We start from the raw sequence: 19369 nt of genomic DNA, 5'->3' as shown, positions 1-19369 counted from the left end.
GATGTACGCCAGGGGCGGCCAGTATGGTGGTGCGCGCCGCCGAGCCTCCCCCGCGCTCTCGACCTCGTTCGAGTTGGGGGGACCGCCGAAGCAGTGAGGTCAGTGTCGGGCGGCGGAGCCAACTGGGAGAACCTGCCTTGAGTCGTGAAACTGACACTCCGTCCTCCGGGCCCAACGGGCGCGGCGGAGCCGCATACCCGTCCGGCACCCCGCCGTACGGAACCCCCATGGCTTCCGACGACGGTGCGGACGCGAGCCGTTCGGGCGCGCGGTCCGAGGAACGCAAGACCGAGACCACGCTGACGACCCGGATCCGGATCAACATCCCCGGGTCCCGGCCCATCCCGCCGGTCGTCGTGCGCAAGACCGTGGGTGACGGCGAGGCCGCCGACGCCGCCCGGGACGACAAGCCCGCCGCCGAGGCGCGCACCCCGGCCGCGCCCGCCCCCGAGGCCCCCGCGGAGCCCGCGCCCGCGGAGCCCGCGGCCCCGGCCGAGGAGAAGACCAGCGACTGGTTCGCGCCCCGCAAGGCGGGCGCGCCCGCCAAGGGCGGCGCGGCGGCCAACGGGTCCAAGAACTCCGGTGGTTCCGGCGCCCCCGCCGGTGCGCCGGGTGCCCGCCCGGGTGCCCAGGGCACCGGGAGCGCCACCGGTGGCAGCGGCGCCCGCCCCGGTGGCGTGGTCGGCTCCATGAGCGTGCCCGGCCGCGCCTCCGGCAAGACGAACGGCTCGGGCCTGCCCGGCGCCACCGGCGGCCCCGTGGCCCCCGGGCACGGCGGCGGCACCGGCTCCTTCGACGTCACCGAGGCGCTGGCCGCGGGCCCGCTGGGCGGCGGCTCCCGTACCCCCGACGCGGGCGGCGGCGAGCCGCGCCGCGACGATCTGCCGTACTTCTCGGAGAACGGCCCGGCCGGCGGCCAGGACCCCTTCGGCACCGCGGGCGCGGGCGGCGCGAACGAGATCGGAAGGGCGCCGGTGGCCTGGGCGGCCGGGGCGGTCCGCAGGGGCCCGCGGGGCCGACCGGCGGTCCGGTCACCGGTGACAGCCCGCTGCGGCCGGGCGCCGAGGGCCCCTACGGGCATCAGGGTGCCGGGCGCAGCGCCCTCACGGACATCGCCGACCTCGAAGGACCGGCCGGGGTGCCGGGCGCCGGGCTCGGCCCCGGGGGCGGGCTCAGCGACGACACCGCGATCCTCACCCCGCAGAAGCCGGCCCCCGAACCGGGCACGCCCGGCTACCGGGCCCCGGACAACGTCTCCGGACACACGGTCACCAGCGGTATCCCGGTGGTCCCGGGCGGCAACGGCGGCCCGTTCGGCGCCGGTGGTCCCGGCGGCCCCGGGGCTCCGGCCGGTGGCCCGGGTGGTCCCGGTGGTCCGGCGGCTCCGGTGGCGCCCAAGCCCGAGCCGGCCGCGGCCGCGCCCAAGGCGGCGGCCAAGCCGAAGAAGAAGGGCCGCAGCAAGCTGGTCCTGCTCTGCGTCGGCCTGGTCGTGATCGCGGGCGGTGTCTACGGCGCCGGGCTGCTGATGAACCACACCGATGTGCCCAAGGGCACCACCGTGCTCGGCGTCGACATCGGCGGCGGCACCCGTGACGACGCGGTCAAGAAGCTGGACGAGGTGTTCGGCACCCGGGTCGCCAAGCCGCTGAAGCTCTCCGTGGGCGGCCGTACGGTCATGCTCACCCCGGCCAACGCCGGTCTCCAGTTCGACTTCCAGGCCACCGCGAGCGCGGCCGCCAAGAGCGACTACAACCCGGTCTCCGTGGTCGGCACGCTCTTCGGGCAGCAGCGTGTGGTCGACCCGGTCATGCCGGTGGACGAGGAGAAGCTCCAGGCCGCGCTCCAGCAGGCGGGCGGCGGCTCCGGCTCGGGCGCGGTGGTCGACGGCGGCATCACCTTCCAGGCGGGCAAGGCCGTGGCCGTGCACGGCAAGGCGGGTACGGCCATCGACGCGGCCCGCTCGACCCAGGCGATCGAGCAGGCGTACCGCGCCGAGGTGGAGACCGGTGCCTCCCCGGTGATCACCGTGCCCACCGCCAACCGGCAGCCCGCGGTCTCCGACGCCGAGGTCAGCCGCGAGATGAAGGAGTTCGCGCAGCCGGCCATGTCGGCGCCGGTGACCGTGCGCGCCGACACGGGGCAGACGGTCATGTTCAGCCCGCAGAAGTCGCTGTGGAAGTTCCTCGGCGTGGCCGCGGTCGACGGCAAGCTGACCGACAAGCCGAACTACCCCGCCCTGAAGGAGCTCTACGGGCAGACCTTCGACGGCGTCCTGATCACCCGGGGCAACGGCAAGAAGACGCCGGTCACGCCCCAGGACGTCTACCTGGCCATGCGCCAGGCGCTGACCAGCACGACCAACCGGGTCGCGGTGATCAGCACGCACCCCAACTGAGGGGCGCCGACACGGCTCTTGAGGGGCGCCCGGCGGACATGCCGGGCGCCCCTCGCGGGTCCCCGGGGGTCAGTCACCCCCGCCCCCATGACATCTGTCATCCGGCACCCAGGACCCACGACACTGCCGGGCACCCGCCCGGTACCGGCACCATGGACGACATGACAACGACAGCGGTACCGGCCACCTCCACCACCGAGGTGGTCGGGTTCGACCAGGTGACCAAGACGTACGGGACGGTACGGGCCGTCGACGGGCTCTCGCTGCGGCTGCACCCGGGGGAGACCGTGGCCCTGCTCGGCCCGAACGGCGCGGGCAAGTCCACCACCCTCGATCTGCTCCTCGGCCTCAAGCAGCCCGACGCCGGCACGGTGTCCGTGTTCGGCACCAGCCCGCGCGAGGCGATCGTGGCCGGGCGGGTCGGGGCGATGCTGCAGAGCGGCGGCCTGATGGACGACGTCACGGTGGCCGAGCTGGTCAAGCTGTCCTGCTCCCTGCACCCGCGGCCGTACAAGGCCGCCGATGTGATGGCCCGCGCCGGGATCGCGCAGATAGCCGACCGCAAGGTCAACAAGCTCTCCGGCGGCCAGGCCCAGCGCGTCCGCTTCGCGCTCGCCACCGCGGGCGACAGCGATCTGATCATCCTGGACGAGCCGACCACCGGCATGGACGTCTCCGCCCGCCACGCCTTCTGGGCCACCATGCGCGAGCAGGCCGACGAGGGCCGGGCGGTCCTGTTCGCCACGCACTACCTCGAAGAGGCCGACGCCATCGCCGACCGGGTCCTGGTGCTGCACCGCGGCCGCCTCCTCGCCGACGGCACCGCCGCCGAGATCAAGGCCCGCGCGGGCGCCCGCCGGATCGCCTTCGACCTGGAGGGCGCCGTCGACGCGGCCGCCCTGCGCGCCCTGCCCTTCCTGACCGGCATCGACGTGTCCGGGCAGACCGTGCGCATCCAGTCCTCCGACGCCGACGCCACCGTGCACGCCCTGTACGGCCTCGGCCTCTACCCCCGCAACCTGGAAGTCGCCGGCCTCGGCCTGGAGCAGGCGTTCGTCGCCATCACGGAGGCCGAGGAGGCCAAGCAGTCATGCTGAATACATTTGCTACGCGGGCCCTGATCAAGCTCGAACTGACCCGCGCCCTGCGCAACAAGAAGTTCCTGTTCTTCTCGGTGCTCTACCCGGCGGTCCTCTTCCTGATCATCGCGGGCAACGCCGACAACGCCAAGATCGACGGCACCGGGCTGACCCTGGCGACGTACATGATGGTGTCCATGGCCTCCTTCGGCGCCCTGACCGCCGTGCTGATGGGCAACAGCGAGCGCATCGCCAAGGAACGCGAGAGCGGCTGGGTACGGCAGCTGCGGCTGACCCCGCTGCCCGGGCGCGGCTACGTCCTCGCCAAGACCGCCAGCGCCGCCGTGGTGAGCCTGCCGTCCATCGTGGTGGTCTTCCTGGTCGCCGCGGCGGTCAAGGACGTACGGCTGGACGCCTGGCAGTGGCTCGCGCTCACCGGGATCATCTGGGCCGGCAGCCTGGTCTTCGCCGCGCTCGGCGTGGCCATCGGCTACCTCGCCTCCGGTGACGCGGTCCGCCCCATCACCATGATCGTGTACTTCGGTCTGTCGATCCTCGGCGGCCTGTGGATGCCCACGACCACCTTCCCGCAGTTCCTCCAGGACATCGCCAAGTGGCTGCCCACCCACGCGTACGCCGCGCTGGGCCGGGCCATCGAGCAGAGCCAGGCCCCGCACACCACGGACATCGCCGTCCTCGCCGTGTACTTCGTCCTCTTTGCGGGCGGCGCGGCCTGGCTGTACCGGAAGGACACGCTGAAGGCGTGAGCACCATGGCGGAAGACCCGAGGACGGCCGAGGACCGGCCGGAGACACAGGTCCGGATCGGACAGGGCGTACAGGGGCGGCGCGAGCTGCTGGTGAAGGCGCTGTGGATCGCCGTCTGGCTGGTCTTCCTCAGCTCCCCGATCCAGGACCTGACCGGCGGCCGGCACACCACGGCCGGCACCGTGGCGGGGGCGATCGGCCTCACCGTCTTCGTGGGCGCGTATCTCACCCTGGTCTTCCGGCAGATGGGGGAGCCCTTCGCACCGCGGACCGTGGCCCTGCTGCTGAGCACCCTCCTGGTGCTCGCGCCCGCCCTGACCTACGGCCTCGGCACCCAGTGGAGCGGGCTGTTCGTCTACCTCTCGGTGGCCTGCGGGGCGACCCTGCCGCTGCGCCTGGCGTACTGGGCGATCCCGGGCTCCGCCGTCGTGATGTACCTGGTCGGGCTGCGCTGGGGCGCCTACTCGATCGACGACAACATGCTGATGGTCGTGCTCATCGGGTTCGCGATGGTCGGCGTGGGCCAACTGGTGCGCACCACGATCGAGTTGCGCAAGGCCCGGGCCACCGTCGCCCAGCTCGCCGCCAACGAGGAGCGGCTGCGCCTCGCCCGCGACCTGCACGATCTGCTGGGCCACTCGCTCTCCCTGATCACGCTCAAGAGCGAGCTGGCCGGGCGGATGCTGCCCGAGCACCCCGACAAGGCGGCCCAGCAGGTCAATGACATCGAACAGGTCAGCCGCCAGGCCCTGGTGGACGTCCGGGAGGCCGTCACCGGCTACCGGCGTCCCCGGCTCGCCGTCGAGCTGGCCGGCACCCAGGTGGCCCTCGCGGCCGCGGGCGTCACCGCCGAACTGCCGGTCGAACCGGACCTCGCCGGGGTGCCCGAGGAGGCCGAGTCGGCGCTCGCCTGGGCGCTGCGCGAGGCGGTCACCAACGTGGTGCGGCACAGCGGCGCCGACCGGTGCGCCGTACGGCTCACGCACCGCCAGACGCTGGACGGGCCGATGCTCGAACTCGCCGTCGAGGACGACGGGTCGGGCACCGGCAACGGCGGCTTCGGCAACGGTCTGACCGGGCTGACCGAACGGCTGGAGAAGGCCGGCGGGACGCTGGAGGCGGGCCGGGTCAGGCACGGCTTCCGGCTGGTCGCCCGCGTGCCCGTGGCCCCCGCGGGGGACGTAGGATCCGGGGCATGACGAGCACCATCAGGGTCCTGCTGGCCGAGGACCAGTCCATGGTCCGCGAGGCGCTGGCCGCGCTGCTCGGCCTGGAGGACGACATCGAGGTCGTCGCGCAGGTCGCACGCGGGGACGAGGTGCTCGGCGCGGTCGCGGCGCACGACGTGGACGTGGCGCTGCTGGACATCGAGATGCCGGGCTGCACCGGCATCGAGGCCGCGGCGCGGGTCAGCCGGTCCACCAGCACGTCCACCCGGCCGTCGGGCAGCTTCAGCCGGCGGCCCTCCGCGCGCAGGAGCGGCAGCCCCCGGGTGCCGTTGAGCAGGTCGAGGAAGCCGCTCGTGGCGGTGTCCATCGGACCCAGCGTCAGGGCGTGCGCGGGAGTCATGCCGAACTGCACCGTGCCGAGATCACGCCAGCCGCGCCGCAGCGCGGGTTTCATCACCGGATGCATGACAGATCCCCCGAATCCATGTATCTGCGTATCTCTCAAGGTATCGGCGGATTGGTCGTGTTCCGCCGACGCCTGCCAGCATGCCCGCTCGGTCCGCGGGGCGTGGAAAGTTATCCACAGGCAGTGGGTGATCTTCATATGAACCGGCAGGCGCGTCGAACCGTCCGGGAGCCGGGACTTTGCCCCGGTCCAGCGGGTAACGTCGGGGCGTGTCCGCCGACCCGCTTCAGCACCGTGCCGGAAAGCCAGAACACAGCGCGACGAGCGCGATCGAGGTCCGCAGGAGTGCCCGGCGCCGCCGGACGGTCTCCGCCTACCGTGAGGGCGATCGCACTGTCGTACTGATCCCCGCCCGGATGTCGAAGGCGGAGGAGCAACGCTGGGTGACCGTCATGCTCGACAAACTCGCCGCCCAGGAGAGCCGGCGGGTGCTCGGCGACGCCGAGCTGGCCGAGCGCGCCGAGCGGCTGTCGGCGCAGTTCTTCGACGGCGGCGCCCGCCCGGCCTCCGTGCGCTGGGTCACCAACCAGAACACCCGCTGGGGCTCGTGCACCCCGGCGGAGGGCAGTATCCGCCTCTCCCACCGGCTCCAGGGCATGCCCGAGTACGTCATCGACTACGTGCTCTGCCACGAACTGGCGCACCTTCTGGTGCCCGGTCACGGCCCCGACTTCTGGCGGCTGCTGGAGGCGTATCCGCGCACCGAGCGGGCCCGGGGCTACCTGGAGGGCGTGGTCGCCGCCGCCCGGCTGCCGCACGTGCCCGACGCGCGGGGCGAGTGACCCCACCCCGCGCGGCTCGCGTGTGTGTGGCCGGAATCGGTTCTGTACCGGGTCTGTACCGACGGGGACCGGCCGGGGTGGTTGTCGGTCACAGCCGTTAGCCTGGCGCGACTCACATATTTCGGGATGGGGGACGGTCGTATCGCATGGCCAGGGAATTCCAACGCGGGCACAAGGCCAGGATCAGTGACCTCACGGCGGGCACCGATCTGTACGTAGGCGTGCAGATCGCCGGCCCCGGACTGACCTTCGACATCAGCTGTTTCGGCCTGGACGCCGCGGAACGGCTCTCGGACGACCGGTACTTCGTCTTCTTCAACCAGCCGAAGTCGCCGGAGGAGTCCATCCAGCTGCTCGGTGCCCAGGCGGGCGACACGGAGTCGTTCCGGGTCACGCTCGACCGGATCCCGGAGGGGATCCGCAAGCTGTCCTTCACGGCGACCCTCGACGGCGCCGGGCAGATGTCGCAGGTCGGCCCCGGCTACCTGCGCATCGTCGCGGGCGGCGAGGAGGTCGCCCGGTACTCCTTCACCGGCGCGGAGTTCTCCACCGAGCGGGCCGTCATGCTCGGCGACATCTACTTCAAGGACGCCTGGCGGTTCGCCGCGGTCGGACAGGGCTTCGACGGCGGTCTGGAGGCGCTGCTGAAGAACTTCGGCGGCGAGGTGCTGGAGGAGGAGGCCCCCGCCGCCCCGGAGCAGGGGCCGCAGCCCGGCGCCGCCCCCGGCTTCGCCCCGCCCGCGTTCGCCCCGCCCACCGAGACCGCCACCCCACCGGCCCCCGCTCCGACCCAGGCGCCGGTACCCGCCGCCCAGGGCTACGCCCCACCGGGCGGCAACACACCCCCGCAGGACTTCACCCTGCCGGGCTCCACGCCTCCTCAGGGCTTCCCCGCCCCCGGCAGCACCCCGCCGCAGGGCTTCACACCCCCCGGCCAGACCCCGCCCCCGCCTCCGGCCCCGGCCGCGCCGGATGTGCACGGCGCGCCGACCGTCATCGCACCCCTGGCCCCGCCCCCCGGGCCGACGGGCACCGTCCCGCCGCCCGCCCCGGCCCCCGCGCCCTACGGGCAGCCCCCGCAGCAGCCGTCGTACGGCGGTCAGCCCCCGCAGCCCTCGCACGGCGGTCAGCCGTCCGCCCCGATGCCTCCCGGCTACGGCGCCCAGCCCGGCGCGCCCGTGCCCCCCGGCTACGGCGCCCAATCCGGCGCGCCCATGCCTCCCGGCTACGGCGCCCAATCCGGCGCGCCCATGCCTCCCGGCTACGGCCAGGTACCCGGTCAGCAGACCGCCTCCTACGGCGTGCCCCAGGGCGCTCCGCAGGGCGGTGCCGGTGTGGGCGTCGCGCTCCAGAAGTTCAAGGAGACGCCCACCGGGCAGCGCTGGACGCAGCAGAACAAGAAGCTCATGCGCGTCGACCTCGGCATCGGCGGGCAGCCGGTGCTGGCCAAGCAGGGCAGCATGGTGCTCTACCAGGGCAAGGTCGATTTCAGCTACAAGGGCGCCGGTTTCGCCGGACGCATCGTCGGCAACGCCACCGGCCAGGAGATGCAGCTGATGCGCTGCACCGGCCAGGGCCAGGTGTTCCTCGCCGAGAACGCCACCTATCTGCACCCGATCGAGCTCCAGGGCGACGCGATCTGCGTGTCCGCCGAGAATGTGCTCGCCTTCGACGAGACCCTCCAGTACGAGGTCCGGCGCGTCGAGGGCCACGGCATCCCCGGCGGCGCGCTGTTCACGATGCAGTTCCAGGGCACCGGCACCATCGTCGTCAAGACACACGGCACGCCCGTGGTGCTGCCGGTCACCCCGACCACCTTCGCCGACTGCAACGCGGTGGTGGCCTGGTCGGCGGCGGCCCAGGTGATCGTCTCCAGCCAGGTCCGGATGCGCCGCAACGCCTACCCGGGCGACACCGGGGAGAGCGTGAACCTCCAGTTCCGGGGCGCGCCCGGCAACTTCATCGTCGTCCAGCCGTACGAGGTCTGAGGGAGCCCGTCATGAACCAGCCGCTCGCGGGCTTCGCTCCCGCACCCGTCACCGCCCGCATGGAGAACCACGGGCACCACATGCTCAAGGTCGCCATGCAGACCGGCAACGACCTCTTCGCGCGCGTGGGCTCGATGGTCGCCTACGAGGGCTTCGTGCAGTACGAGCCCAACCCGCCGGCGGTCCGCCAGATCGCCCGGGACTGGATCACCGGCGAGGGCGCCCCGCTGATGAAGTGCTCCGGGGACGGGCTGCTCTATCTCGCCGACTACGGCGCGAACGTCGTCGTGATCAACCTCAACGGCGACGGCATCTCCGTCAACGCCACCAACCTCCTCGCCTTCGACGCGCACCTGAGCTGGGGCGTGGAGCGGGTGAAGGGGCTCGCGAAGTTCGCCGGGCAGGGCCTGTGGAACACGCGGATCTCCGGGCAGGGCTGGGTCGCGCTGACCTCCCGGGGCACGCCGATCGTCGTGGACTGCGGCGGCGGCGAGGACGAGACGTACGTCGACCCGGACGCGCTCGTCGCCTGGTCGCCGAACCTGAAGGTCAAGGGCAAGCGCAGCTTCAAGGCGCAGTCGCTGATCGGCCGGGGCAGCGGCGAGGCCTACCAGATGGCCTTCTCCGGACAGGGCATCGTCGTCGTCCAGCCCAGCGAGGACAGCACCGACCGCCTGCGGGTCCGGGGCTGAGGGGGAGTCAACACGCCATGCAGAGCCCGATTTTCGCGTACAACGACAACCAGACGCAGGAGCGCTGGAGCCTCCAGAACTCGCAGCTGCTGCGCGTCGTCCTGGAGGGCCACGACGACATCCTCGCCCGCAAGGGCAGCATGGTCGCCTACCAGGGACTGGTCGAGTTCGACGCCGAGTACCGCAGCGGCAACCAGCGGCGCGCGCGTGCCCACACCGGCGAGGGCCTGGACCTGATGCGCTGCCACGGACAGGGCACGGTCTATCTGGCCAACCTCTCCCAGCACGTGCACATCATGGACGTGGAGCAGGACGGGCTGACCGTCGACAGCTCCTACGTGCTCGCCATGGACTCCTCGCTGCACCACGAGGTCATCGCCGTCGACAGCCTCTACGGCATCTCCGGCTCCGGGAAGTACCAGCTGAACATCACCGGGCGCGGCCGGGTCGCCCTGATGACCTCCGGGTCGCCGCTGCTGATGCAGGTCACCCCGGACCGGTACGTCAACTGCGACGCCGACGCGATCGTGGCCTGGTCGACCGGGCTGCGCGTGCAGATGCAGGCCCAGACGCACTCCTCCGGGGTGTGGCGCAGGCGCGGCAACACCGGTGAGGGCTGGGAGCTGAGCTTCATGGGCTCCGGGTTCGCGCTGGTGCAGCCCAGCGAGCTGCTGCCGCCGCAGAACGCGGTGATCGGCCACGGCGTCGCCGCCCAGTTCGGCATGGGCCAGCACGGGGCGCGCGGCGGCAACCAGGGCAACGTCTGGAGCTGACCGCCCGGGAAAAGCGCACCCGTAGGGCAGAAGTAAGGGGCGACCGCTTGGCGGTCGCCCCTTACCGCTTCCCGGGGCAGCCGCCCCTCACCGCTTCACAGCCTCGCGCGGGTCGCGTCCAGGAGTCGTACGACCGACTCGTCGGCCACGCTCGCGACCTCGTCGTAGGGGAACCAGCGCAGGTCCAGGGACTCGTCGCTGATCGCCGCCACCGCGCCGGAGGGCGCCAGCGCCGCGTACTGGACGTCGTAGTGCCAGTGGCACGGCGCGGGGATCGGATGCCGGTCCAGGCGCACCGGGCCGCCGGGCAGCAGCGTGAGCCCGGCCATGCCCGACTCCTCGGTCGCCTCGCGCAGCGCGGCCGCCGAAACGGTGGCGTCACCCGGCTCGCAGTGGCCGCCCATCTGGAGCCACATCCGCAGCTTGCGGTGGAGCGTGAGCAGCACCCGGCCGTGCTCGGGGTCGATCACCAGGGCGCTCGCCGTGACATGGCCCGCCTGACAGGCCTTCCACATGCCGTCGGGGTGGGCCGCCAGGTGGTCCAGGTAGGACCGGCGCAGCTCGTCCTGGCCCTCGTACCCCTTCAGGACGAGGACCGCGTCTTCGTACAGGCTCACTCGGTGTCGTCGCCCTCGGACTTGTCGTCCTTCGCGGCGTCCTTCTCGACGTCCTTCTTCAGGTTCGGCTTGTCGGCGGCCTCGCCGAGCATCTTGTCCAGCTCGGAGAAGTCCATCTGCTCGCGGTGCACGAAGCCGTCCGGGTCGTCCAGGTCGGTCGCGGTCGGCAGCATGTCCGGGTGGTGCCACAGCGCGTCCCGGCCGTCGACACCGCGCGCGTCGGTGAGCGAGGCCCACAGGCGGGAGGCGTCGCGCAGCCGGCGGGGGCGCAGCTCCAGACCGATCAGCGTGGCGAACGTCTGCTCGGCCGGGCCACCGGTGGCGCGGCGGCGGCGCAGGGTCTCGCGCAGGGCGTCGGCGGACGACAGACGGGGCTTGGCGGCCGCGTGGACCACCGCGTCGACCCAGCCCTCCACGAGCGCCAGAGCGGTCTCCAGGCGCGCCAGGGCGGCCTTCTGCTCGGGAGTGTCCTCGGGCTGGAACATGCCCTGCTGAAGCGCGTCCTGAAGCTGCTCGGGGTTCTGCGGGTCGAACTGGCCGACCACGTCCTCCAGCTTGGCGGTGTCGACCTTGATACCGCGCGCATAGCCGTCGACCGCGCCGAACAGGTGCGAGCGCAGCCACGGCACATGCGCGAACAGGCGGTGGTGGGCGGCCTCGCGCAGGGCCAGGTAGAGCCGCACCTCCTCCAGCGGCACGCCCAGGTCCTTGCCGAACGCCTCCACGTTGGCCGGCAGCAGCGCGGCCTTGCGGGCCGGGCCGAGCGGCAGGCCGATGTCCGTGGAGCCGACGACCTCGCCCGCGAGCACGCCGACGGCCTGCCCGATCTGCGTGCCGAACATGGCGCCGCCCATCGAGCGCATCATGCCGATCAGCGGGCCCGCCATAGCCTGCATCTCCTCCGGCAGCACATCGCCCATGGCCGCCCCGACCCGCTCGGCGACCGGATCGACCAGCTCCCGCCAGGCGGGCAGGGTCGCCTCGACCCACTCCGCGCGCGACCAGGCCACCGCGGAGGCGGAGCCCGACGGCAGCGAGGTGGCGTCGTCCAGCCACAGATCGGCCAGGCGTACGGCCTCCTCCACGGCCTTGCGCTCGGACGGGCCGACGCTCGCGTCCTTGGAGCCGTCCGCGGTGCCCTGGGCGACCGTCTGGCGCGCGATCTGCTTGGCCATGTCCCAGTTCACCGGGCCGCCCTCGTAGGAGAGCATCTGGCCCAGCTGCTGGAACGCGGCACCGAGGTCGGTGGGGTTCAGCGAACCGAACATGGCAGCGAGCGGATTGTCGGCGCCGGGGCCGCCAAAGCCACCGGCTCCGGGCATACCGCCGAAACCGAAGGGGTTGGCCGGTCCCTGACCACCACCGCTCTGCTGGTCCTTCTTCTTGCCCTCGTCGCCGTCCTCCGGCTCCTCCGGCGGAAGGCCGAAACCGAATGGGGTGTCACTCACGGGATTCCTCGGCTGGTAAGGCCACCGGTCTTCTCCGGCGGCGCGGCTGCCCGACAACACCACCCAGCGTAGACACCCGGACCCGATCGGGCCTCGATGCTCCGCCCGCGGAAGGCCTGCGGCAGGATGGATGCACCTCGTACGTGCGCGTCTGACACGCCCGTACTGAAGACAACCGCTGGAGATGCCGGGTGAGTTCCCCAGATCCGCAGGTTCGCGCAGCGCGAAACCACTCAGAGGCGTCCGCCGGGCGCAGATCCGCCGTGCGCGGGCCCGTCGTGGCGGTCACCGGCGCGGCGACCGGCGTCGGAGCCCTGCTCACGGCGCGGCTGGCCGCGTCCGAGGAGATCCGGCGGGTCGTCGCGATCGACGAGCGGCGAGGGGAGTGCGAAGAGGCGCAGTGGCACATCCTGGACGTCCGCGATCCGGCCATCGCGGACAAACTGCGCGGCGCCGACGTGGTCGTCCACCTCGCGCTCGACCTGGACCTCGGCAGCGACGCGGCCGCGCGGACCGCTTACAACGTCCGGGGGACGCAGACCGTGCTGACCGCCGCGGCGGCGGCCGGTGTGCACCGGGTGGTGCTGTGCACCTCGGCGATGGTCTACGGCGCGCTGCCGGACAACGAGCTGCCGCTGTCGGAGGACGCCGAGCTGCGCGCGACGGCCGAGGCGACCGGCGTCGGGGACCTGCTGGAGATCGAGCGCCTCGCGCGCCGCGCGCCCCGCGCACACCCCGGCCTGAATGTCACCGTCGTACGGCCCGCCGTCCTCGTCGGCGGCACGGACACCGCGCTGACCAGGTACTTCGAGTCGCCGCGGCTCCTTGTGGTGGCCGGTTCGCGGCCCGCGTGGCAGTTCTGCCATGTCGAGGACCTGTGCGGGGCCCTGGAGTACGCCGTCCTGGAGAAGGTCGAGGGGGAGCTGGCCGTCGGCTGCGACGGGTGGCTGGAGCAGGAGGAGGTCGAGGAGCTCAGCGGGATCCGGCGCATGGAGCTGCCCTCGGCGGTCGCGCTGGGCGCGGCGGCACGGCTGCACCGGATCGGGCTCACCCCGTCCCCGGCGGGCGACCTGGCCTACACGATGTACCCGTGGGTGGTGAGCGGGAGCCGGCTGCACGACGCGGGATGGCGGCCGAAATGGACCAACGAGGAGGTCCTCGCGGAGCTGCTGGAGGAGGCCGCGGGGCGGCATACGGTGGCCGGTCGGCGACTCGGCCGCAAGGACGCCACGGCGGCCGGTGCGGCCGGTGCGACGGTGGCCCTGCTGGGCGCGGCGGCGGTGGTACGCCGGGCCCGCAAGGCGCGCCGCCGGTAGGCCGCGCCCCCGCGAGCGCCGCGGCAGGGTGCGAGCGTCACGGCGCCCGCGTCCGTACGAGCATCCAAGGGGCCCGCGCCCGTGCCGGGTGAACCTCGTATTCCTCGACGTCTTCGGCGTGCGGCACGATGGGGGCATGGCTGAGATGAGCGAGCACCCCGGGGAGCGGGCCGCGCAGGATCCCGTCAAGCTGATCGGCGTCAGGGAGCGCGCCCTCTCGGTGGACGAGGTGTTCCGGGCGGTCGGGGACGAGGCGGCCGGCGGCATCGCGCTGTTCGTGGGGACGGTGCGCAACCACGACGGGGGCGCCGACGTGGACGCGCTCGGCTACTCCTGCCACCCCAGCGCCGAGGCCGAGATGCGGCGGGTCGCCGAGAAGGTCGTCGCGGACCACCCGGTGCGGGCCCTGGCCGCCGTGCACCGGGTCGGGGAGCTGGGCGTGGGGGACATAGCGGTGGTCGTCGCCGTGGCGTGTCCGCATCGCGCGGAGGCCTTCGAGGCGTGCCGGAAGCTGATCGACGACCTCAAGCACGAGGTGCCGATCTGGAAGCACCAGACGTTCTCGGACGGCACCGAGGAATGGGTGGGGGCCTGCTGAAACAGGCGGGCGGCCGGGCTGAGAGGGGCGGGACCCGGCGAAACAGGGCGCGGCACTGCGCCGAACCGGTCACTCCCGGCCCACCGGCGACTCCAGTTGCGTAACCGCCCCCCGCACGTGAGCGTTGTCAGTGCGGATGGTTAATCTGCTGATCAGTCAGTTGCGGACGCTCACGGCGTAGGGAGGTCGGCATGGGCGCGCTTGTCTGGCTGCTGATTCCGCTCATGGGTGCGGTCGGCGGCGGGCTGTGGGGCAGTTGGGCCAACCGGACGCGCAGGGCGCGCAGCGACGGGCCCGAGCTGGACGGATACGCCCGGTTCCGGGAGGCGATGGAGCGGTCCCGCACGGGCGCGGACGGCGCCTGACGGGGGTACCTGACAGTGCGCCGACAGGTGCGTCACGTACTGTCGAGGCATGCCACGCCGCACCGCGACGATGCTCGCCTCCACCCTGATGCTGATCGCGCTCCTGTGCGCCGGAGTGCTCATCCCCGTGCCGTATGCGGAGATGTCCCCCGGCCCGACCGTGAACACGCTCGGGAACCACCAGGGCGAGCCGGTGCTGCAGATCTCCGGACGCAAGACGTATCCGACGGACGGTCATCTGAACATGACCACCGTGCGCGTGACCAGCGTGGACTTCCGGATGAACCTGGTGGAGGCCGTCTACGGCTGGCTGTCGCGCGGCAGCAAGGTCGTGCCGCACGACACGCTCTACCCGAAGGGCACGACGGAGGAGCAGTCCTCGCAGCAGAACGCCGAGGAGTTCAGCCAGTCCCAGGAGAGCGCCAAGGTCGCGGCCCTGAAGCAGCTGGACGTCCCGGTGAAGTCCTGGGTGATCGTCTCTACCGTGGTCAAGGACTCCCCGGCCGAGGGCAGGCTGCACGCCGGTGATGTGATCAAGGCGGTCGACGGCCACGCGGTCAAGCAGCCCTCCGACGTCGCCACGTTCGTCACCAAGCACAAGGCGGGCCAGAAGGTCGTCTTCACCGTCGTCCCGGCCAAGGACCAGGCCGCCGCCGAGAAGGCCCACAAGACGGCCACCAGGACGCAGGACGTCGCGATCACCACGGCCGCGTCCGCCGACAGCGGGCCCAAGCGGGCCATCGTCGGGATCTCCGCCGGGACCGATCACACGTTTCCGTTCAGCATCGACATCAAGCTCGCCGACGTCGGCGGCCCCAGCGCCGGTCTGATGTTCGCGCTCGGCATCTACGACAAGCTCACCCCGGGCAGCCTGACCGGCGGCAAGTTCGTGGCCGGTACCGGCACCATCGACGACAACGGCACGGTCGGGCCGATCGGCGGCGTCGACATGAAGACCCTCGGCGCGCGCGGCAAGGGCGCCCAGTACTTCCTGACGCCCGCCGACAACTGCGCCGAGGCCACCGCGGACAAGCCGAGCGGGCTCACCCTGGTCAAGGTGAAGACGATCAAGGACGCGCTGGGCGCGCTCAAGGACATCCGCGGCGGGAACACCGCGGCCCTGCCGAAGTGCACCGCCAAGGGCTGAGATCCCGTGTGACGTGACAGGACATGACCGGGGGCGCCCACTCTGACGAGGGGCGCCCCCGTTGTCGTACCAGAAGGCCAGAAGGCCAGAAGGCCAGAAGACCAGACGATCAGACGATCAGTCGGCGAACGTCGCCGACAGGGCGTCCGCGAGGCCCGGGACCAGGTCGGGGCCGGTCAGGACCTCGGTCGGGGTGTCCTTCTCGCGCAGCCGCAGCGCCGACTCACGGGTGCCGTCGCGCAGCACCGCCACCGTCATCCGGACCTCCTGGCGCGCGGGGTGCTCGGCCACCCACCTGGCCAGCTTGGCCTCGCTGAGGTTCTTCGGGACCTGCGCCTCGGCGGACGGCGGCAGCATCAGCCGCTCCACGGTGAGCGCGCAGCCGGCCACCGCGTCGGGCCAGGCGATGGTGGCGAGGAACTCGTCGAGCGGCTTGCCGGACGCGATCTCGTCCTGCTCGATCGGGGTGAGACCGGCGGTCTCGGACTCGACCTCAAGGCCCAGCTGGGCCGCGAGCGCGGGTTCCTGGCTGCGCAGCCGAGCGGTGTCTACGAGGGCGAAGAGGCGAGCGGGCTGGTCCCAGCCGAGGCCGGAGGCGTACTCGTCGATCTCGAGTACGGCCCGGGTGAGCGGGTTCGCCGCCATGGGAGTGTTGGACATGGTCACAATCCTGCCTCGTTCCCCACCGGAATCGGGAACCGAGCAGGCGCTGAGTAAGTTGCATATGTGTCGGCCCGCGATCACGGGGGGCCACCGGGGCCCGCGGAGCACGGGGGCCCGATGGATCGAGAGCGATTTTCGAGGGGCGCACCTTGGCTTTCCAGATGCCGGACCGCGGCCAGGGCCCAGCGGGGCCACGGACGGGGGCGGGCCGACCATCCCGGCGGGTCAGGGTCCTGCTCCTGACGCTGGGCGTGCTCGCCGTCCTCGGTATGACATTCAGCATGTTCGCCGGCTTCTGGACGAACTGGCTGTGGTACCGGTCCGTGCACTACTCGTCCGTGTTCACCACCACACTGTGGACCAAGATCGGGCTGTTCTTCGTCTTCGGTCTGCTGGCGGCGTTCATGGTCGGCCTCAACATCTGGCTGGCCCACCGGCTGCGGCCCCCGCTGAGCGCCATGTCCATGGAGCAGCAGAGCCTGGACCGCTACCGGATGGGCCTCGCGCCGTACAAGACCTGGCTGCTGGTCGGCGTCTGCGCCCTGGTCGGGCTGATCGCGGGCGCCTCGGCGGCCGGCCAGTGGCGCACCTGGCTGATGTGGGTGAACGGCGTCTCCTTCCACCAGAAGGACCCCCAGTTCCACCTCGACATCTCCTTCTACGCCTTCGACCTGCCCTGGTTCCGCTTCCTGCTGGCCTTCGGCTTCGCCGCCGTCATCCTGTGCCTGATCGCCGCCGCCTTCACGCACTACCTGTACGGCGGGCTGCGCCTGACCAGCCCCGGCGCGCGCGCCACCGCCGCCGCGACCAGCCATCTCTCGGTGCTGCTCGGCCTGTTCGTCGCCCTCAAGGCGATCGCCTACTGGCTCGACCGGTACGGCCTGGCGGTGAAGTCCAGCGACTTCAAGGCGACCGGTGACTGGACCGGTCTGCGCTATGTCGACGCCAACGCCTATCTGCCGGCCAAGACGATCCTGTTCTGCATCGCCGTCATCTGCGCCCTGCTGTTCTTCGCCACCCTGTGGCGGCGCACCTGGCAGCTGCCCGTCATCGGCTTCGGCCTGATGGTCCTGTCGGCGATCCTGATCGGCGGGCTCTACCCGGCGATCGTGCAGAAGTTCCAGGTCGAGCCCAATGAGCAGGCCAAGGAAGCCCCGTACGTCCAGAAGAACCTCACGGCGACCCGCGAGGCGTACGGCATCGACGACACCAAGGTCACCCAGTACGACGGAAAGTCCACCGCCACGGACGACGCCAAGCTGCGCGCGGACGCGAACGACGCGGCGAGCATCCGGATCATGGATCCGAACATCGTCTCGCCCACGTTCGAGCAGGCGCAGGAGATGAAGGACTACTACAGCTTCCCGGCCAACCTGGACGTCGACCGCTATCCCACCAGGGACGGCAAGCTCCAGGACACCGTCATAGGTCTGCGCGAGCTGAATCTCAAGGGCATCCCGAAGCACAACTGGATCAACGACCACTTCCGTTACACGCACGGCTACGGAGTCGTCGCCGCCAAGGGCACCGAGGCCGACGACGGCCAGCCCGTCTTCACCGAGTACGACCTGCCCTCCAAGGGCGATCTGGGCACCTACGAGCAGCGGGTCTACTACGGCGAGAAGACCACCACCTACTCCATCGTCGGCGGTCCCCAGAAGGAGATCGACCACCCCACCGACAACAACGGCGAGGTGACCACCAGCTATGCGGGCAAGAGCGGGGTGAACCTCGACAACCCGCTCAACCGGGCCGCGTACGCGATGGCGTTCAACGAGCCGCAGATCCTGTACTCGGGCGCGATCGGCAAGGGCTCGCGGATCCTGTACAACCGCACGCCCAAGGAGCGCGTCGAGGCGGTCGCCCCCTGGCTGACCATCGACGGCGACGCCTACCCGGCCGTCGTCGACGGCCACATCCAGTGGATCGTCGACGGCTACACGACGTCGAACGGCTACCCGTACTCCTCCCGTACGACCCTCGGCGACACCACGGCCGACTCGCTGACCGCCGGGAGCGACAACCGCAGCGTGGTGGCCCCGCAGAACCAGGTCAACTACATCCGCAACTCGGTGAAGGCGACCGTCGACGCCTACACCGGTGAGGTCAAGCTGTACCAGTGGGACTCCAAGGACCCGGTGCTGAAGACCTGGATGAAGGCGTTTCCCGGCACGGTGCTGCCGAAGAGCGCGATCTCCCCGACGCTGCTGTCCCATCTCCGGTACCCCCAGGACCTGTTCAAGGTCCAGCGCGAGCTGCTCACCCGCTACCACGTGACGGATCCGCAGACCTTCCTCACCGGCAGCGAGGTGTGGCAGGTGCCCGACGACCCGACCAACAAGTCGGGTGACGCGGTGCCGCCGTACTACCTGAGCATGAAGATGCCCGACCAGAGCAAGCAGGCGTTCTCGCTGTCGACGACGTTCACGCCGACCGGCCGGGACAACCTCAGCGCGTTCATGTCGGTCGACTCCGAGGCGGACAGCGCCGACTACGGCAAGATCAGGATCCTGAAACTGCCCACCAGTACGACGGTCGACGGACCCAAACAGGTCCAGAGCCAGTTCAACTCCGAACAGGACGTCGCCGCCGCGATCAAGTACCTCAAGGGCGGGGACTCGGCGGTCGAGTACGGCAATCTGCTGACCGTGCCGCTGGACGGCGGACTGCTCTACGTGGAGCCGGTCTACGTACGCGGCGGGGGACTGAAGTACCCGTTGCAGCGCAAGGTGCTGGTCACCTACGGGGACCGGCCGCCGGCGTTCGAGAACACCCTCGGCGAGGCGCTGGACAAGCTCTTCGGCACCAGCTCCGCCGCGGCGGGCCCGCCGGACACCGGCTCCAAGGCACCGCCCGCGGCGAGCGATCCGGGCGTCCAGCAGGACCTGGCCGACGCCCAGAAGGCGTTCGACGCGGGGCAGCGGGCGCTGAAGCAGTCCGGCGGTCCCGACTGGGACGCGTACGCGAAGGCGCAGAAGGATCTCAAGGCGGCGCTGGAGCGGGCCCAGGACGCGCAGAAGCAGCAGAAACAGCAGAAGCCGGACCAGTCGAAGCAGCCGAGGCAGAAGGGCTGATCAACACCGTCCCGCGCCGTGATACGGTTG

Annotated in this window: 16 protein-coding genes and 1 pseudogene; 14 read left to right on the top strand and 3 right to left on the bottom strand. The window is 71.5% G+C overall.

Annotated features, from left to right (window positions below; genetic code table 11):
• Nucleotides 1-137: 137 nt before the first annotated feature.
• The 9 genes and pseudogenes from ACLF5H_RS36365 (at nt 138) to ACLF5H_RS36325 (ending at nt 10111) form a co-directional block, all read left to right on the top strand.
• Nucleotides 138-2395 (top strand): annotated as a pseudogene (locus tag ACLF5H_RS36365) (hypothetical protein).
• Nucleotides 2396-2556: 161 nt separating this feature from the next.
• Nucleotides 2557-3492 carry an ABC transporter ATP-binding protein gene (locus tag ACLF5H_RS36360; protein WP_421680257.1) on the top strand — a complete coding sequence of 312 codons (936 nt, stop codon included), beginning with the start codon at nt 2557-2559 and terminating at the stop codon, nt 3490-3492.
• Nucleotides 3486-4241, top strand: coding sequence for an ABC transporter permease (locus ACLF5H_RS36355; RefSeq protein WP_421680256.1), 756 nt, complete (start codon nt 3486-3488; stop codon nt 4239-4241). The genes ACLF5H_RS36360 and ACLF5H_RS36355 overlap by 7 nt, the downstream gene beginning before the upstream one ends.
• 5 nt (nt 4242-4246) lie before the next feature.
• Nucleotides 4247-5440, top strand: coding sequence for a sensor histidine kinase (locus ACLF5H_RS36350; protein ID WP_421680335.1), 1194 nt, complete (start codon nt 4247-4249; stop codon nt 5438-5440).
• The gene (locus tag ACLF5H_RS36345; protein ID WP_421680255.1) at nt 5437-6018 is read left to right on the top strand and encodes a response regulator; all 582 of its coding nucleotides are present in this window, start codon (nt 5437-5439) and stop codon (nt 6016-6018) included. Before ACLF5H_RS36350 ends, ACLF5H_RS36345 begins: the two co-directional genes overlap by 4 nt.
• Nucleotides 6019-6085: 67 nt before the next feature.
• The gene (locus tag ACLF5H_RS36340) at nt 6086-6658 is read left to right on the top strand and encodes a M48 family metallopeptidase (protein ID WP_421680254.1); all 573 of its coding nucleotides are present in this window, start codon (nt 6086-6088) and stop codon (nt 6656-6658) included.
• A gap of 146 nt (nt 6659-6804) precedes the next feature.
• The gene (locus tag ACLF5H_RS36335; protein WP_421680253.1) at nt 6805-8646 is read left to right on the top strand and encodes a TerD family protein; all 1842 of its coding nucleotides are present in this window, start codon (nt 6805-6807) and stop codon (nt 8644-8646) included.
• A gap of 11 nt (nt 8647-8657) precedes the next feature.
• Nucleotides 8658-9338 (top strand): AIM24 family protein, encoded by a 681-nt coding sequence (locus ACLF5H_RS36330; protein WP_128791596.1) that lies wholly within the window; start codon nt 8658-8660, stop codon nt 9336-9338.
• A 17-nt stretch (nt 9339-9355) separates the two neighbouring features.
• On the top strand, nt 9356-10111 hold the full coding sequence (locus ACLF5H_RS36325) for an AIM24 family protein (RefSeq protein ID WP_421680252.1): 756 nt from the start codon (nt 9356-9358) through the stop codon (nt 10109-10111).
• A gap of 95 nt (nt 10112-10206) precedes the next feature.
• On the opposite strand, the gene ACLF5H_RS36320 is transcribed toward ACLF5H_RS36325, so the two are convergent.
• Nucleotides 10207-10728, bottom strand: a complete 522-nt coding sequence (locus tag ACLF5H_RS36320; RefSeq protein ID WP_421680251.1) for an NUDIX hydrolase — start codon at nt 10726-10728, stop codon at nt 10207-10209.
• Nucleotides 10725-12176: a zinc-dependent metalloprotease gene (locus tag ACLF5H_RS36315; RefSeq protein ID WP_421680250.1), complete on the bottom strand. Its 1452-nt coding sequence runs from the start codon at nt 12174-12176 to the stop codon at nt 10725-10727. The genes ACLF5H_RS36320 and ACLF5H_RS36315 overlap by 4 nt, the downstream gene beginning before the upstream one ends.
• 191 nt (nt 12177-12367) lie before the next feature.
• Between ACLF5H_RS36315 and ACLF5H_RS36310 the strand changes: the two genes are divergently transcribed.
• From ACLF5H_RS36310 to ACLF5H_RS36295, 4 genes are all read left to right on the top strand, one after another.
• The gene (locus ACLF5H_RS36310; RefSeq protein WP_421680249.1) at nt 12368-13492 is read left to right on the top strand and encodes an SDR family oxidoreductase; all 1125 of its coding nucleotides are present in this window, start codon (nt 12368-12370) and stop codon (nt 13490-13492) included.
• A gap of 136 nt (nt 13493-13628) precedes the next feature.
• Nucleotides 13629-14090: a molybdenum cofactor biosynthesis protein MoaE gene (locus ACLF5H_RS36305; RefSeq protein WP_421680248.1), complete on the top strand. Its 462-nt coding sequence runs from the start codon at nt 13629-13631 to the stop codon at nt 14088-14090.
• A gap of 191 nt (nt 14091-14281) precedes the next feature.
• On the top strand, nt 14282-14455 hold the full coding sequence (locus ACLF5H_RS36300) for a hypothetical protein (RefSeq protein ID WP_167532281.1): 174 nt from the start codon (nt 14282-14284) through the stop codon (nt 14453-14455).
• A 49-nt stretch (nt 14456-14504) separates the two neighbouring features.
• Nucleotides 14505-15602, top strand: a complete 1098-nt coding sequence (locus ACLF5H_RS36295) for a PDZ domain-containing protein (protein WP_421680247.1) — start codon at nt 14505-14507, stop codon at nt 15600-15602.
• 117 nt (nt 15603-15719) lie between these two features.
• On the opposite strand, the gene ACLF5H_RS36290 is transcribed toward ACLF5H_RS36295, so the two are convergent.
• Complete coding sequence (locus ACLF5H_RS36290; RefSeq protein WP_421680246.1) at nt 15720-16262, bottom strand: PPA1309 family protein; 543 nt, start codon at nt 16260-16262, stop codon at nt 15720-15722.
• Between the two features lie 164 nt (nt 16263-16426).
• Here ACLF5H_RS36290 and ACLF5H_RS36285 point away from each other — a divergent pair, with 164 nt between their 5' ends.
• Complete coding sequence (locus ACLF5H_RS36285) at nt 16427-19339, top strand: UPF0182 family protein (protein WP_421680334.1); 2913 nt, start codon at nt 16427-16429, stop codon at nt 19337-19339.
• The last annotated feature ends 30 nt before the right edge of the window (nt 19340-19369 follow it).

Source organism: Streptomyces sp. LaBMicrA B280 (assembly GCF_049222185.1).
In the GTDB taxonomy this organism is placed as follows: domain Bacteria; phylum Actinomycetota; class Actinomycetes; order Streptomycetales; family Streptomycetaceae; genus Streptomyces; species Streptomyces murinus.
Note: the sequence above shows the minus strand (reverse complement) of the source record. Positions and strands in the feature narration are given on the sequence as shown.